The sequence below is a fragment of the Actinacidiphila guanduensis genome (genome assembly GCF_900103985.1).
GTDB classification, from domain to species: domain Bacteria; phylum Actinomycetota; class Actinomycetes; order Streptomycetales; family Streptomycetaceae; genus Actinacidiphila; species Actinacidiphila guanduensis.
Map to the genome: position 1 here is coordinate 278,256 of NZ_FNIE01000001.1, position 14,878 is coordinate 293,133.

Annotated in this window: 14 protein-coding genes; 11 read left to right on the forward strand and 3 right to left on the reverse strand. The window is 73.0% G+C overall.

What is annotated here, in order from left to right; translation table 11 throughout:
• The first annotated feature begins 173 nt into the window (after window positions 1–173).
• Genes BLR33_RS01300 through BLR33_RS01310 form a run of 3 tightly spaced genes read left to right on the forward strand, consistent with a single transcriptional unit; the run spans window position 174 to window position 3,512 of the window.
• Window positions 174–1,235: a Bug family tripartite tricarboxylate transporter substrate binding protein gene (locus tag BLR33_RS01300; protein WP_093782340.1), complete on the forward strand. Its 1,062-nt coding sequence runs from the start codon at window positions 174–176 to the stop codon at window positions 1,233–1,235.
• 34 nt (window positions 1,236–1,269) lie between these two features.
• Window positions 1,270–2,970, forward strand: a complete 1,701-nt coding sequence (locus BLR33_RS01305) for a tripartite tricarboxylate transporter permease (RefSeq protein WP_093782341.1) — start codon at window positions 1,270–1,272, stop codon at window positions 2,968–2,970.
• A complete protein-coding gene (locus BLR33_RS01310; RefSeq protein ID WP_093782342.1) occupies window positions 2,967–3,512 on the forward strand; it encodes a tripartite tricarboxylate transporter TctB family protein in 546 nt (181 codons plus the stop codon). The genes BLR33_RS01305 and BLR33_RS01310 overlap by 4 nt, the downstream gene beginning before the upstream one ends.
• Before the next feature lie 71 nt (window positions 3,513–3,583).
• Here the strand turns inward: BLR33_RS01310 and BLR33_RS01315 are convergent, their stop codons facing one another.
• Complete coding sequence (locus BLR33_RS01315; RefSeq protein WP_093782343.1) at window positions 3,584–5,269, reverse strand: ethanolamine ammonia-lyase reactivating factor EutA; 1,686 nt, start codon at window positions 5,267–5,269, stop codon at window positions 3,584–3,586.
• Window positions 5,266–6,381, reverse strand: coding sequence for a cupin domain-containing protein (locus BLR33_RS01320; RefSeq protein WP_093782344.1), 1,116 nt, complete (start codon window positions 6,379–6,381; stop codon window positions 5,266–5,268). The genes BLR33_RS01315 and BLR33_RS01320 overlap by 4 nt, the downstream gene beginning before the upstream one ends.
• Window positions 6,382–6,682: 301 nt before the next feature.
• On the opposite strand from BLR33_RS01320, the gene BLR33_RS01325 reads away from it, so the two are divergent.
• From BLR33_RS01325 to BLR33_RS01345, 5 genes are all read left to right on the forward strand, one after another.
• The gene (locus BLR33_RS01325) at window positions 6,683–6,997 is read left to right on the forward strand and encodes a 2Fe-2S iron-sulfur cluster-binding protein (protein ID WP_322987086.1); all 315 of its coding nucleotides are present in this window, start codon (window positions 6,683–6,685) and stop codon (window positions 6,995–6,997) included.
• 53 nt (window positions 6,998–7,050) lie between these two features.
• Window positions 7,051–8,337, forward strand: a complete 1,287-nt coding sequence (locus BLR33_RS01330) for an aromatic ring-hydroxylating dioxygenase subunit alpha (RefSeq protein ID WP_093782346.1) — start codon at window positions 7,051–7,053, stop codon at window positions 8,335–8,337.
• A 1-nt stretch (window position 8,338) separates the two neighbouring features.
• Window positions 8,339–8,887 (forward strand): 3-methyl-2-oxobutanoate hydroxymethyltransferase, encoded by a 549-nt coding sequence (locus BLR33_RS01335; protein ID WP_093782347.1) that lies wholly within the window; start codon window positions 8,339–8,341, stop codon window positions 8,885–8,887.
• Window positions 8,888–9,002: 115 nt separating this feature from the next.
• Window positions 9,003–9,839, forward strand: a complete 837-nt coding sequence (locus BLR33_RS01340) for a 3-methyl-2-oxobutanoate hydroxymethyltransferase (protein ID WP_093782348.1) — start codon at window positions 9,003–9,005, stop codon at window positions 9,837–9,839.
• A gap of 55 nt (window positions 9,840–9,894) precedes the next feature.
• Window positions 9,895–10,743 (forward strand): alpha/beta fold hydrolase, encoded by an 849-nt coding sequence (locus tag BLR33_RS01345; RefSeq protein ID WP_093782349.1) that lies wholly within the window; start codon window positions 9,895–9,897, stop codon window positions 10,741–10,743.
• A 228-nt stretch (window positions 10,744–10,971) separates the two neighbouring features.
• Here the strand turns inward: BLR33_RS01345 and BLR33_RS01350 are convergent, their stop codons facing one another.
• On the reverse strand, window positions 10,972–11,919 hold the full coding sequence (locus BLR33_RS01350) for an ABC transporter substrate-binding protein (protein WP_093782350.1): 948 nt from the start codon (window positions 11,917–11,919) through the stop codon (window positions 10,972–10,974).
• A gap of 85 nt (window positions 11,920–12,004) precedes the next feature.
• Between BLR33_RS01350 and BLR33_RS01355 the strand changes: the two genes are divergently transcribed.
• The 3 genes from BLR33_RS01355 to BLR33_RS01365 are packed head-to-tail and all read left to right on the forward strand — an operon-like array spanning window position 12,005 to window position 14,873.
• A complete protein-coding gene (locus BLR33_RS01355; RefSeq protein ID WP_093782351.1) occupies window positions 12,005–13,123 on the forward strand; it encodes a zinc-dependent alcohol dehydrogenase in 1,119 nt (372 codons plus the stop codon).
• The gene (locus tag BLR33_RS01360; RefSeq protein ID WP_093782352.1) at window positions 13,120–13,851 is read left to right on the forward strand and encodes a 4-carboxy-4-hydroxy-2-oxoadipate aldolase/oxaloacetate decarboxylase; all 732 of its coding nucleotides are present in this window, start codon (window positions 13,120–13,122) and stop codon (window positions 13,849–13,851) included. Before BLR33_RS01355 ends, BLR33_RS01360 begins: the two co-directional genes overlap by 4 nt.
• Window positions 13,848–14,873: an amidohydrolase family protein gene (locus BLR33_RS01365; RefSeq protein ID WP_093782353.1), complete on the forward strand. Its 1,026-nt coding sequence runs from the start codon at window positions 13,848–13,850 to the stop codon at window positions 14,871–14,873. Before BLR33_RS01360 ends, BLR33_RS01365 begins: the two co-directional genes overlap by 4 nt.
• The last annotated feature ends 5 nt before the right edge of the window (window positions 14,874–14,878 follow it).

Here is a 14,878-nt window from a genome sequence, read left to right on the forward strand (position 1 = left end):
CCTCCCCCGCTGCCGCGGCAGGTGAGTGGACACCATCTGTGCACGAAGTCTTGTTCCATCGGTCATATGGACATACCTTTTGCGTCCTGCGGCGCCCCGGTGCCATCGCCCGGGCGTCGGCGCGTGCTGCCGTCGCGCCCGCAGACCGCCATCCGACCGAGAGGACCTCGACGATGCCGTCCCCTACCCTCATCCGCTCACGACGGGCCGCCGCGGCGTGCGCCGCCGTGATCGCCCTGCTCGGCTCCGCCGCCGCGTGCGGCCCGCACAAGAGCGGCGGCTCCTCCGCCGCCGACGACGGCAGCGGCAACTTCTTCGCCGGCAAGACCCTGCAGATCATCGTCCCCTACGGCCCCGGCGGCGGGTACGACCAGTGGGCGCGCGTCATCACCCCGTACATGAAGAAGTACCTGGGCGCCGGGCAGGTCAAGGTGGTCAACACCCCCGGCGGCGGCGGGCTGATCGGCACCCAGGCGATCTACCAGGCCAAGGCCGACGGGCTGACCATCGGCGACACCAACGCCGGCGGCGACGTCTTCGACCAGATCGACCACAGCTCCGGCTTCACCATCGACATGACGAAGGTCGACTGGCTCGGCCGGCCCGACAACGACCCGCACATCATCGCCACCCATGCCAAGGGCCCCTACCAGACCTTCGACAAGCTGCTCGCGGGCAGCGGCACCATCTCGGCACTGGCCACCGGCAAGGGCAGCTCGGACTACAACTCCGCGGTGATCGTCTACAACGCCTTCAAGGCGCACTTCAAGATGGTCGCCGCCTTCTCCGGCAGCAGCGAGGAGAAGGCCGCGTTCATGAGCGGCGAGGGCACCACCGCCTCCCTGTCCTCCTCCGACATCGCGCACATCTCGTCCGACGCCACCAGCGTCGTCCTGGTCTCCGCGCGGCCCTTCGCCAAGCTCCCCAACGTGCCCACCATCATCCAGGAGGCCCAGCGGCACGGCCTGGACGCGCGGACGGTGCAGGCCCTGCAGGCGCTCAGCGGCGTGATGGACCTCGGCCACGCCTTCTTCGCCCCGCCCGGTGTGCCCGCCGACCGGCTTGCCGCCCTGCGCACGGCGTTCACCAAGTCGCTCGCCGACCCGGCCTTCCAGAAGGACGCCGAGAAGGCCGGGCTCTACCTCGGCCCGGAGTCGGCCACCGACCTGTCCGCCGCGGTCACCAAGGCGCTCGGCCAGGGCGCGCTGTTCACCGACCTGCTCAAGACCGGCTGAGCGGGCGCGTCGTGGCCAGACCCAAGGAGGTGGCATGTTCCACGGCCTGATATCCGGTTTCTCCGGGCTGTTCGCCCCCTACGCCCTGCTGATGCTCCTGGTGGGCACCCTCGTGGGCACACTGGTGGGCGCGATCCCGGGGCTCGGCGGCGCCGTACTGCTCACGCTGCTGCTGCCGTTCGTCTACGGCATGCCGATCGTGCCGGCGCTGGCGCTGCTGCTCGCGGCCCACACCGGCATCTACTTCAGCGGCTCGGTGACCGCGATCCTCTTCAACACCCCGGGCGCGCCGGAGTCGGCGGCGACCACGTTCGACGGCTACGCGATGACACGGGCCGGGCAGCCGGCCCGCGCGCTGGGCATCTCGGCGGCGGCGACCACGGTCGGCGGCTGGATCGGGGTGGCGCTGCTCTTCGTGCTGATCCCGTTCATGAGCAAGCTCGCCACGCTCTTCCACGCCTCGGAGTACCTGGCGCTGGCGGTGCTGGCGATCGTGCTCATCGGGCAGATGCGGGCGGCCTCGGTCACCAAGGGCCTGCTGTCGGGGGCGATCGGGCTGATGACGTCGTTCGTCGGCTACGACCCGATCACCGGCGTGCAGCGCTTCACCAGCGGCTACCAGCCGCTCTACAGCGGCTTCAACATCACGGCGGCGGCACTCGGCCTGTTCGCCCTCTCGGAGATGTTCCGCATCTACGCCGCCGGGCGCGACCCGGTGGCCGCGGAGGCCGCCGCCCGCACCCGCGGCGCGAAGGACCCGGGGAACCGGGTGCTCACCGGCGTGCGCGACCTGCGCCACCACCCGTGGCTGACCGTCCGCTCCGCGGTGCTCGGCACCGTGCTCGGCATCATCCCCGGCATCGGCGGCATCGCGGCGAACTTCATCTCCTACGGGCAGGCGATGAAGACCTCCAAGCACCCCGAGCGCTTCGGCACCGGCACCCCGGAGGGCATCATCGCGCCCGAGGCGTCCTCGATCTCCAAGGAGGCCGGCAACCTGCTGCCCACGGTGGCGCTCGGCGTGCCCGGCGGCGTCGGTATGGCGGTGCTGCTCAGCGGATTCACCATCCTCGGCATCGTGCCGGGCCCGGCGATGCTCAAGGACCACGTCAACGCGGTATGGGCGATGGCCCTGGTGATCGGTGTGGGCAGCCTGCTGGCGAGCCTGACCGGCCTCGGCCTCGCGCCGCTGCTGGCCCGGCTCGCGAAGGTGCCGGGCCGCACGCTGGTGCCCTTCGTGGTCGCGCTCGGCTTCCTCGGCGTCTTCGCGGCCGCCGACGAACTCGCCCAGGTGACCGTGATGGTGGCCTTCGGCGTCGTCGGCTACCTGATGACGCGCTTCGGGTACTCGCTGCCCGCCGCGATGATCGGCTTCATCCTCGGCAAGGTGGTGGAGAACAACCTCTACCTGGTCTCGCAACTGCAGGGCTGGGGCGCGCTGAAGCGGCCGCTCACCGACGTCATGGTGGCGATCACCGTGCTCAGCCTGTTCGGGCCGCTGTTCAAGCGCGCCTTCCGGCTGCTCGTCCCGCGCCGGGACCCGCTGCCGCCGGCGCTGCGCACGGCAGGGGCGGCCGGTGGCCAGGGCGATCCGGACGCAGCCGCCGCGCCCGGCCGCACCGATGGACCCGCCGCACCCGAGGGGGAGCCGGCCGGACCGTCCGGTACGCCCGCCGGGGAGTCCCCCGTCACGACACCGTCCGGCGGCGCCGGCGAGAGCGGAGAGAACCGATGAGCCGTCCGATCCCCCGCCCCCGCCACGCCGGCGAGCTCCTCATCGACCTCGCCGTCGTCATCGGCTCGCTGCTCTATGTGCGGGCGGCGAGCCACTACCCGCCGCAGGGGCGGCAGATCCCGAACCTCGTCGGCTGGATCGCCGCCGGGATCGGCGCCCTGCACCTGGTCGCCCACGCGGTGCCGCGGCTGTGGACGCTCACCCATGGCGCCGACCCCGCGGACAAGGCCGCCGCCACCGAGGCCGGGCCGGAGCCGTCCGGGGAGGACCTTCCGGCGGCCCCCCGCACGGCCCCGGTCGCCCTGGAGGTCTCCCCCGGCAACCCGCGCCAGGTGGTCCTCGCGATGGCGTGGACGGCCGGGCTGCTGCTGGCGGTCTACGTGTTCGGCTTCGTCGTCGCCGTCCCGGTGTTCTTCCTGGCCTACTTCCTCACCCTGCGGGCCTGGCGGACGGCCGTGGCCAGCGCGGTGGTGATGTGGGCGGTCACCCAGTTCCTGTTCGTCGACGCGCTCGCCGTGCCGCTGCCGCACGGCCTGGTGTGAGGGGGGAGGCGATGACCGACGCCCGCGCCCGCCGTCTGCACGGCGGGCGCGGGCGCTGTCCGGTGCCGGGGTCAGGTCGCCGGCACCGGCTCGGGCTCGTCGGCGAACACCAGGGACTTGATGGTCACCGGGACGGTGCGCGAGGGGTGCCGGATCCGGCCGAGGTCGACGTAGTCGAAGTCGCGCAGGGTCACCCCGTCCAGCACCAGCAGGTCCACGGGGACGCCGAGTTCCTCGCGCAGCAGCCGGCCCAGCGTCATGGCGACATCGCCGTCGAGGACCACGTAGACCGGCAGGCCGCGGGCGGTGCGGGCGGCCAGGCCGTCGCGGATGCCGCGGGCGAAGGCGATGAGCCGGCCGTGGAGCGGGCGGCCGCGCCAGGTGAGGGCCAGCACGATGTCGCCATCCCCGCGGTCGGCGTCGAGGGCGGCGAGGTGGCGGCGCACGGAGGCCGCCAGTTCGCCGGCGTCCACCGGCTCCTCGGCGGCGCCGACGGTGTGGGAGGGCCGGACGACCTGGAGGTTGCGGCGGGGCAGCAGCCGGTCCGGATCGGTGACGCAGCCGGTGTTGCCGCTGAGCTGCACGCTGTACTCCGAGGCGCCCAGCGCGGTGGCGCGGATGCACTCGCCGGCCGGCAGCAGCGGCACCGGCAGGGCGCCGGCGTCCACCCGGCGCCGGATCGCCCGGCCGAGCGGCCGGCCGAGGTCGCCGAAGTCGCGCGGCTCGCGGTCGTAGACGTACTCGGCGACGCCGCCGGAGAACACCACCGCGTCCAGCGCGCCGAGGTCGCCCAGCGGCTCGGTGAGCCACAGCGGGTCGGCGCCGCCCGGCGCCCCGGTGACGGCGGCGAGCAGCGTGTCGGCCATGGCGCAGGCCAGCCGGTCGGCCTGGTGCGGGGCGAGCACCTCGCCCGGGCGCAGGTCGAGGCCGGCCGCTGCCGCGTGGGTGCGGGCGGCCGGCTCCAGGCGGACCAGGCGGCGCCGCTCGTCGTAGGCGAGCAGGCGGCCGCCGATGTGGAGGGCGGCGGTGCGCACGATGCGGCCGTGGTCGACCAGGGCGAGCTTGGTGGTGCCGCCGCCGATGTCGATGGTCAGCACGCGGCTGCCGGCGTCGTGCGAGGTGCGGGCGGCGCCGGAGCCGTAGGCGGCGAGCATCGCCTCCATGTGGTGGCCGGCGGTGGCCGTGACGAGCTGGCCGCCGCGTTCGGCGAGGATGCTCGCGATGGCCTCGGAGTTGCGGCGGCGCAGCGCCTCGCCGGTGAGGATGACCACGCCGGTGTCGATCTCCTCCGGGGCGAGGCCGGCGGTGCCGTAGGCGCGGTCGATGATCGTGCCGAGCGCCTCGGCGTCGATCCGCTCGGCGCCGGCGTAGGGGGTCAGCGCCACCGGCGAGCGGTACAGGTTCTCCCGGCGCACCACGACGTAGCGGCTGGTCAGCTGCTCGCCGATGCGGCGCAGGTGCAGCCGGGAGAAGACCACCTGGGTGCCGGAGGAGCCGATGTCCATGCCGACGCTGTGCAGCAGCACGTTGTCCTGCTGCCAGATCGGGTTGTCCTCGATGGGCCCGAGCGGGGCGTCGTCGTGGTCGTGGTGGTGGTCGGGCACGTGGGCGGCGTGGACGGTGCGGGCGGTGTGCGAGTGCTTCTGCTGCCCGTGGTGCGTGTGCCCCTCCGGCGCGGAGTGGTCGTGCGGGTGCGCCCGGCCGGCGCCGGACGGGGGGACGCCTGATGCGTCGTCCCCCGGTGCGGCGGCGGTCACTGCTTGGGCGGCAGCGTCGCGAGCTCGGCCTCGTAGGCCGCGTCCATCTCGGGCTCCTGGCCGGTCTCGGCGAGCGCCTTGCGGAAGGTCTCGCGCACGATCGGCGACTCGTCGGCGTAGTCGATCTGGTCGCCGCCGATGCGCCGGCTGATCCACGCCTTGGGCACGCCCTGGTTGTTGCGCAGCGAGACCGCCTCGTGCTTGAAGGCGAGGTAGCGGCCGGGCTCGGTGCCGGTGTTGAAGTGCTGGTGGAACCACATGTTGGGCGGGACGATGAGGGTGCCCGGGCCCCAGTCGTAGCGCTTGGGCTCCTCGCCGTCGGGCCACATCATGCTGTAGCCGGTGCCGGAGAGGATGATCACGTGGGCGCCGGGGCCGTGCCGGTGGCCCTTCTTGTAGGTGCGGGTCGGGAACTGCGAGATGTGGCTGTTCATCGAGCCCTTGGCCATGGCGAACCGGATGTGGCCGCCGCCCGCGCCGCGCTCCTTGGCCTCGATCAGCGGCAGGTTGACCGCGTCGGCGACGAAGTTGGTGTCCAGCAGCAGGCCCTTCTGCTCGCCGCCCGCGGCGAAGTAGTCGGGCTCGCCGTTGAAGCGGCCGGGGAAGTCGCGCGCGGTGCCGAAGACGAAGTCGACGTCGTCGTACAGGTTGATCACCGGCGGCATGTTGGTGGAGGCGACGTAGCGGGCGGCCTTCTGGCCGGAGCCGTTGAAGTGCTGGTGGTGGGCGTTGAGCGGGATCGCGAAGAGCGAGCCGGGGCCCCACTCGAAGGTGACCTCGCCGCCGGCGTCGTTCCACACCCGGGTCGAGCCGTGGCCGTCGAGGACCAGGATCATCTCCTCGAACAGCTGCCGCTGCGGGGCGAGGGCGCCGCCGGCCGGGATCTCGCACACGTAGCAGTCGTTGGAGGTGCGGGTGGCCTCGTGGTTGATGAACACGCCGCGGCCGCCGCGCCGCTCCCACGGCTTGAGGTCCACCTTGCGCAGGTCGGGCACGTAGTGGGCGGCGATGATGTCCAGCCCCTCGGCGGCCACCCAGCGGGTGTAGGGCGAGTCCTTCTCGGTGGCGAACTTCGCCGCGAGGGAGTCGTTGACGGTCGCGTCACTGGACATGGCGGAGCCCTTCCTGCCTGGCAATGATTGGTAGGACCCTAAGGCCAAACATTTTGGCCTGTCAACGGCCCGGTCGCGCCCGCGCGGCGATCCGAACGGCCGCCGCCGTGCCACTGCCGCGCCCCCGCCGGCCGGCTCCGGGCCGGAGGGCGGCGGCCGGCCGGAAGGGACGTGCGGGGCGCTTGTGCCGCCGCCGCGCGCTCTGGTCTAATGGACATACCAACGGACGTCGGTCCCGGAACGTGCTGTCCACCGCCGCCGGGACGACCAACCGCGAAAGGGCTGAGGGGCCTTGGCCAAAGTGATCTATGTCGGCAGCGCCGGCGACGAGTACGCCGTCGAGGCCGCGGTCGGCGACACCGTGATGGGGGCCGCGGTCAGGAACGGCGTCCCGGGGATCGTCGCGGAGTGCGGCGGCAACTGCTCGTGCGCCACCTGCCACGTGTGGGTGGACCCGCAGTTCGCCGACCGGACCGGCCCCGTGCAGGAGATGGAAGAGGACCTGCTCGACATGGCCGTCTCCGAGCGGCGCGCCACCAGCCGGCTGGCGTGCCAGATCCGCATCACCGAGGAACTGGACGGCCTGACCGTCGAGATCCCGCCGGAGCAGCCCTGACCCCGCGCATCGCACGCGGACGGTGACGGGCTTCATGTGAAAGGGAAACGGCCGTGCTTAGACGAGACATCAACGAGCTGCTCACCCAGACCGGCCCGGGGACCCCGATGGGGGAACTCTTCCGCCAGTACTGGATACCGGCGCTGCTCGCCGAGGAGCTGCCGGAGAACGACGCGCCGCCGGTGCGGGTGAAGCTGCTCTCCGAGCGGCTGCTCGCCTTCCGCGACAGCGACGGCCGCTACGGGCTGGTCGACGAGTTCTGCGCGCACCGCGGGGCGTCCTTGTGGTTCGGCCGCAACGAGGGCTCGGGGCTGCGCTGCCCCTACCACGGCTGGAAGTACGACGTCACCGGCCAGTGCATCGAGGTGCCCTCCGAGGCCGACAACAGCAGCTTCTGCCAGAACGTCCAGCTGACGTCCTACCCGCTGGTGAAGATCGGCGACGTGCTGTGGACGTACATGGGCGACGCGGCACACCAGCCGCCGCTGCCGGAGTTCGAGTTCGTGCACGTGCCCGCCGAGCAGACCTACACCTCCAAGCGCTGGCAGCAGTGCAACTGGCTGCAGGCGTTCGAGGGCGGCATCGACTCCAGCCACGTGACCTTCCTGCACTCCGGCGGCCTGAAGACCGACCCGCTCTTCAAGGGCGCCAAGGGCAACGAGTACAACATGAAGGACACCAAGCCCTTCTTCGAGGTCGCCGACAGCGAGGGCGGCCTGTTCGTCGGCGCCCGCCGCAACGCCGAGCCCGGCACGTACTACTGGCGGATCACCCCGTGGGTGATGCCGTCCTTCACGATGGTGCCGCCGCGCGGCGACCACCCGGTGCACGGCCACTTCTGGGTGCCGATCGACGACGAGAACTGCTGGACCTACAGCTTCGACTACCACCCGGTGCGGGCGCTGACCGACGCCGAGCGGCAGGCGATGATCGACGGCCACGGCGTGCACAGCAAGAACATCCCCGGCACCTACCGGCCGGAGGCGAACATGGACAACGACTACCTGATCGACCGCGAGGCCCAAAAGCGCGGCGACACGTACTCGGGAGTCGCCGGCATCGCCATGCAGGACGCCTCGCTGCAGGAGAGCATGGGCCCGATCGTGGACCGCACCAAGGAGCGCCTCGTGCCGGCCGACAGCGGGATCATCAAGGCCCGGCAGAAGCTGCGCAAGGCCGCGATCGCGCTGCGCGACGAGGGCGTGCGCCCGCCGGGGGTGGACCCGGCGCACCACCGGGTGCGCTCGGCGGCGGTGGTGCTGCCGCAGGCGGAGTCCTTCCTGGACTCCTGCCGGGACGCGGTCACCGCCACCCCCGGCGTCGCCCAGTCGTCGGTGTGACATGGCGGTGCCAGCCGCGTCCCGTGTGACGCCCACCGCCGCCGTGCCGGCCGCCCCGGGCTACCCGAGCCAGTCCGCCCGGGCGGCCTCGGCCGCCGAGTCCCGCTTTCGGATCACGGTGCCCATCGCGCCCGCGCGCAACGCCCGCGTGGTGGCGCTGGACCCCGCGGCCGCCGCCGTCGCCCGGTCGGTGGCCGGGCGGCCCTGGGCGCACGCCCGCTTCTACACCTGCGGGCCGGTGCCGCCCGGTGTGCCCGAGGGCCTGGCGCTGACCGAACTCCAGGGCAGCGGCGCCCCGGTGCCGCTGCCGGAGCTGCTGGAGGGCACCGACGTGGTGATGGTGCTGGCCACCGAGGACTCCGGGCGCGAGCAGGCCGCCGCCATCGGCGGCGCCTGCTGGGCGCGGGCGGTCACCACCGCGGGCGTCGTCCTCGGCGACGGCTTCGAGGCCGACGAGGCCGTGGCCGCGCTGCGCCCCTACGCCCGGGTGCTGCTGCTGTCGGCGGACGAGGGCGACGTGGTCGACCTCCTCACCGCCCTTCGGGTGTAGGGGGCTTCGGCCCCCGCACCCGCCCCCACCGAGTAACCCGAGCTGCACCGAGTTGCACTGGGTTCCCCCGAGCCGCGCGCGGCCGCCCGCCGGCAGCGCGCAGAACGAAGGCGAGATGTCCGGCAGGATCACCCCCCAGACGCTGCAGCGCATGAAGGACGACGGCCGCAAGATCGTCGGCGTCGTGGCCTGGGACTACCAGATCGCCCGCATCGTGGACCGGGCCGGCGTCGAGGTCGTCTCGGTCGGCGACACGGTGGGGGTGAACCTGTGGGGCCACGCCAACCCCTTCGAGATCACCATGGACGAGATGGTCGTGGTGGCCAGGGCCGTGCGGCGCGGTGTCGAACGCGCCCTGGTCAGCGTGGACTTCCCGTTCGGGCCGCTCCAGGAGGGCACCGCGAGCGCGCTGGCGGCGGCGGTGCGGTTCGTCAAGGAGGCGGGGGTGGACATGGTCAAACTCGACGCCGCCGCCGACCACTTGGCGGCGGTGGAGGCGATCAGCGCCGCCGGCATCCCGGTGTTCGCGCAGTTCGGCATCACCCCGCAGACCGCGCTGCGCTACGGCGTGGAGTACCGCGCGATCCCCTCCGGCGCCGACCAGGTGCCGGTGGAGATGCAGGACGCGATGGTCGAGGAGGCCAAGCAGCTGGAGGAGGCCGGCGCGGTGCTGCTGAACTTCACCAACTCCGGCCCCGTGGTGGGCGCGGCGGTCGCCGCCGCGGTCTCGGTGCCGGTGGTCGGCGGCTTCGGCGGCGGCCCCTGGCTCGACGGCCGGATGCGGATGGCGCACGCCGCCATCGGCTACGCGGCCGACGCGCTGGACAACCCGCCGGCGACCTACGCCAACGTCGCCCGCACCACCCTGGAGGCGATCAGCGCCTACGCCGAGGATGTCCGCTCGGCCCGCCAGATCGCCGGCGGCATCCCGGTGCCGCCGCCCGCGGGGTGAGCCCCGCTTCGCCTTTGTCGAGGGTCCGCCCACCGTCCCGGTACCGAGGAGCGCCATGCCCACCGCAGTGATCGACGGGATCACCACCCGCTACGAGACGGCGGGTTCGGGCCCGCCGCTGCTGATGTTCTCCCCCGGCGGCTTCGACTCCACCCTGGAGAGCTGGCGCACGGTCGGCGTCTACAAGCGGCTCAACCTCCTTGCGCACCTGACCCGTTCGCACACGTGCATCACCTTCGACCGGCGCGAGTCCGGGCACTCCGGCGGCCGCGTCGAGCGGATCGGCTGGGCCGACTACGTCCGCCAGGGCCTCGGCCTGCTGGACCATCTCGGCATCGAGCGGGCCTGGTTGATGGGCGGCTGCGTCGGCTGCTCCACCGTGGCCGCGACCGCCGTCGCCCGCCCCGAGCGCGTGGCGGGCATGGTGCTCTACTCGCCGGCCGGCGGGGTCAAGTACCGCATGAAGCAGCACACCCGCTTCACCGCACACCTGGCCTACGCGGCCGAACACGGGCTCGCGCAGGTCGCGGAGTTGGCGCGTACGACGGACGCGGGGTTCTCCGCGGACCCGCGGGTGGGCCCGTGGGCGAGCGTGCTGCGCCGGGACGAGGAGTTCGCCAAGGCGTACGCGGCCGGCGACCTGGGGCGCTATCTGACGGCGGTCACCGGGACCGCGCGGCTGCTCTTCGACCGCGACACGGTGCCGGGGCCCGAGCCGGAGGACCTGCTGGCGCTCGACGTGCCGGCGCTGATCGTGCCCGGTCAGGACGACTCCCACGCGCCCTCGGCCGCGCGCTACCTCCAGGAGTGCCTGCCGCGCAACGAGTTCTGGGACGTGCCGGTGGCCGAGCAGACGGAGGAGACGGCGCCGCGGCGGATCCTGGAGTTCCTGGGCTCGGCGTGACGGCGCCGGTGAGGTCGCGTGTGTGAGCGGGCCGGGTCCGCGCGCGCCCGGCAGGGGCACGGTGCTGTGACCGGCCCCGGCTGCCCGGGGCCCGGCATCCCGCGAGGCGGGCACCCGCCGGGGGTGCCCGCCTCGTCGTCGTGCGCTGTTCGCCTTCCGGGCCCGGGGGCTGGCCCGCGGCCCGTGCCCGGTCCCGCTTCGGGCCTCCCGCGAGCCTCGGACCTGCCCTCACACCTCCAGGGTGCGGGTGCCCTCCGCGAACAGCTCCTCGAGCGGGATCGGTTCGCGCAGGATGTGCTGCTCGACCGCGTAACCCATCAGCTCCTGGAGGACCTCCCGGTTGGGCGGCAGCCCGTAGGGCAGCGGGTCCTTGCCGGTGGCCTCCAGGACGGCGAGGTTGGCCAGGTCGGCGGGGGTGGGTTTGTCGATGGCGCCGGTGCCGAGCTGGTGGACGTACTCCTGCTTGGCGCGGGCGAAGGCGGCGAAGACCTCGGGGGCGAGCCGGGGGTGTTCGCGCAGCAGGTCGTCGCGGACGACGACCAGGTGGTTGATCGGGTAGGTGCCGCGCTCGGCGAGCGCGGCCATCGCGGCCGCCTCGGGGTCGGCGATGAGCGGCCGCAGCCGGGTGGAGTGCGCGTTCAGGCCCACGACGGCGGCGAGTTCGCCGCGCAGGACCATGTCCTCCAGCGAGTCGCCCTCCGGCATCGGCACCACGTTCGCCGGCGGCCGGTAGTCCGCCACGTGCTCGTCGCCGGACAGCACCCAGGTGACGCGGTCGAGGTCGACACCGTGCTCGCGGGCGAGCACCGAGCGCGCCCACACCCCGGTGGTCACGGTGTAGCCGCGGTTGACCCCGACCTTGCGGCCCTCCAGGTCCTTCGGGCCGGTGATGCCGGACTCGGGGTCGTAGAGGATCGCGCCGTGGTGGAAGCCGCGGACGAGGAAGGCGGGCAGGGCGGTGAAGCGCGCGCCGTGTTCCTTGGCCACCAGGTAGGTGGTCAGCGCCATCTCGCAGACGTCGAACTCCAGGCCCCGCACCATCCGGCGGAAGGCGTGCACGAGCACCGGCACTTCCTGGAAGGCGAGGTCGAAGCCGTGCGGCTGCACGCTTCCGTTCTTCAGCGCCGCGTTGGCGCCCTGGGTGCGGGTCACTGTGGTGAGCTTCGGAGCGGCCATGACCCGAAAGGTAGCATGGTCAGTCCATAAGGCCATAGAGTGAGGACGAGGACCAGCACCGGACCAGGACGAGGAGAAGCACCCCATGGCAGAACAGGTACTGGCGGCGGTGCGGACCGCGCCGGGCACCACCGAGCTGCGCGAGTTCCCGATGCCGGACGTGCCCGACGACGGCGCCCTGCTGAAGGTCGAAGTGGCCGGGATCTGCGGCACCGACGTGAAGATGTACGCCAAGCCGCCGTTCACCGACCCGGTGATCATGGGCCACGAGAACGTCGGGGTGATCGCGAAGGCGGGCCGCACCTTCCGCGAGCGCAAGGGCCTGGCCGAGGGCGACCGGGTCTTCGTCGAGCACTACGTGGGCTGCTACCGCTGCGAGTGGTGCCACGCCGGCGAGTACCGCCACTGCGAGGCCACCGACTGGCGCACCAACCCCGACGCCCGCCGCTACGGCTACACCTCCTCCGACAACCCGGGCCGGCTGTGGGGCGGCTTCTCGCAGTACCTCTACCTGCCCTGGAACAGCGTCACCCACCGCGTCCCCGACGGGGTCTCCCCCGAACTGGCGGGCCTGGTCACCCCGTTGTCCAACGGCATCGAGTGGGCGCTGGTGACCGCGGGCGTCGGCTACGCGGCCACCGTGCTCATCCAGGGCCCGGGCCAGCAGGGCCTGTCCCAGGTCGTGGCGTGCAAGCAGGCCGGTGCCTCGCGGATCATCGTCACCGGCACCACCCGCGACGCGGCCCGCCTGGCGCTGGCCCTCGAACTCGGCGCCGACGACGTCGTGGACGTCACCCGCGAGGACCCGCTGGCCCGGGTCATGGAGATCACCGGCGGCCGCGGCGTGGACGTGGTGCTGGACTGCACCGCGGGCGCCGGCACCGCGCCGCTGCTGCTGGGCGTGGACGCCCTCAAGCGGCGTGAGGGCGTGATCGTGGTGCAGGGCGAGCTGGCCGCCTTCCCCGACTTCCCGCTGAAGAAGATCACCGAGAAGTCGATCAGCGTCAAGAGCGCCCGCGGCCACAGCTACCGCAGCTGCGAACTGGCCCTGGAGCAGCTGGCGTCGGGCCGCTTCCCGCTGGAGAAGCTGGGCACCCACACCTTCGGGCTCGCCGACGCCGACCGGGCGATCCGCACCGTGGGCGGGGAGTTCGGCGGCGACGCGGTGCACGTGTCCCTGCTGCCCTGGGAGTCGGCCGCATGAGCGTCGTGGTGAGGAACCCGCCGCGGGCGGAGCGGGCGGCCGTCGAGGGGCTGTCGGGCTACGGGGTGGCCACCGTGCACGAGGCACAGGGCCGCACGGGGCTGCTGGACCCGCGGCTGCGCCCGGTGTGGCAGGGCGCGCGGGTGGCCGGCACCGCGGTGACGGTGAGCGTGCCGCCGGCCGACAACTGGATGATCCATGTGGCCGTCGAGCAGTGCCGTGAGGGCGACGTGCTGGTGGTGGCGCCCACCTCGCCCTCCGAGGCGGGCTACTTCGGCGACCTGCTCGCCACCACGGTGGCCGCGCACGGGGTGCGCGCCCTGGTGATCGACGCCGGCTGCCGGGATGTCGCCGAGCTGCGCGCGATGGGCTTCCCGGTGTGGGCGCGCCATGTGTCCGCCTTCGGCACCGTCAAGGAGACGCTCGGTGACGTCAACATCCCCGTGGTGTGCGGCGGTCAGCTGATCGAGCCGGGCGACGTGGTGGTCGCCGACGACGACGGCGTGGTGCGCGTCCCGCGCCGTGAGGCCGCCGCCGTGCTGGCCGCCTCGAAGGCCCGCGAGGAGCGCGAGGCCGCGCTGCGGGAGCGGTACGCGAAGGGCGAACTCGGCCTGGACATCCACCAGATGCGCACCCGTCTCGCCGCCAAGGGCCTGACCTGGGTGGACCACCCCGAGGGCGCGCAGGAGCCGGACGGGGAATCCGGCACGGCGGGGGCCGCCTCGTGATCATCGACTGCCACGGCCACTACACGACCACGCCGCCGCAGCACCAGGCCTTCCGCGACGCCCAGTTGGCGCGCCTGGCCGACCCCTCGCTGCCGGTCCCGCGCCCGGAGCGCATCAGCGACGACGAGATCCGCGACAGCGTGGAGAACCACCAGCTGAAGGTGCTGCGCCGGCGCGGCGGCGACTTCATGCTCTTCTCCCCCAAGGCGTCCGGCATGGAGCACCACGTCACCGACCCGGCCACGGCCCGCGCCTGGGCGACGGCGGGCAACGACCTGGTGCACCGGGTCGCCACGCTCTTCCCCGCCCATTTCGCCGCGGTCTGCCAGCTCCCCCAGACCCCCGGCGGCGACCTCGCCGGATCGGTCGCCGAACTGCGGCGCTGCGTCGAGGAGCTGGGCTTCGTGGGGTGCAACCTCAACCCGGACCCCTCGGGCGGCCACTGGACCTCGCCGCCGCTCACCGACCCGTACTGGTTCCCGCTCTACGAGGCGATGAGCGAGCTGGGGGTGCCCGCGATGGTGCACGTCTCCTCCTCGTGCAACCCCGCCTTCCACACCCTGGGCGCGCACTACCTCAACGCCGACACCTCCGTCTTCGCCCAACTCATGGGCGGCGCCGAGCTGTTCGCGCGGTTCCCGGCACTGCGGTTCGTCATCCCGCACGGCGGCGGCGCGGTCCCGTACCACTGGGGCCGCTACCGGGGCCTGGCGATGCGGGAGGGCCGCCCGGACCCGGCCGAACTCCTGCGCGAGAACGTCTTCTTCGACACCTGCGTCTACCACCAGCCGGGCATCGACCTGCTGCACCGGGTGATCGGCGCCGACAACCTGCTCTTCGCCTCCGAGATGCTCGGCGCGGTGCGCGGCGCCGACCCCGCGACCGGCATCGAGTGGGACGACACCAAGGCTTACGTCGACGGGCTGAAGCTCACCGACGAGGAGTACGCCAAGGTCTTCGAGGGCAACGCCCGACGGGTCTACCCGCGCCTGGACGCGCGGCTCACCGCGGAAGGAAGGTGACCGGC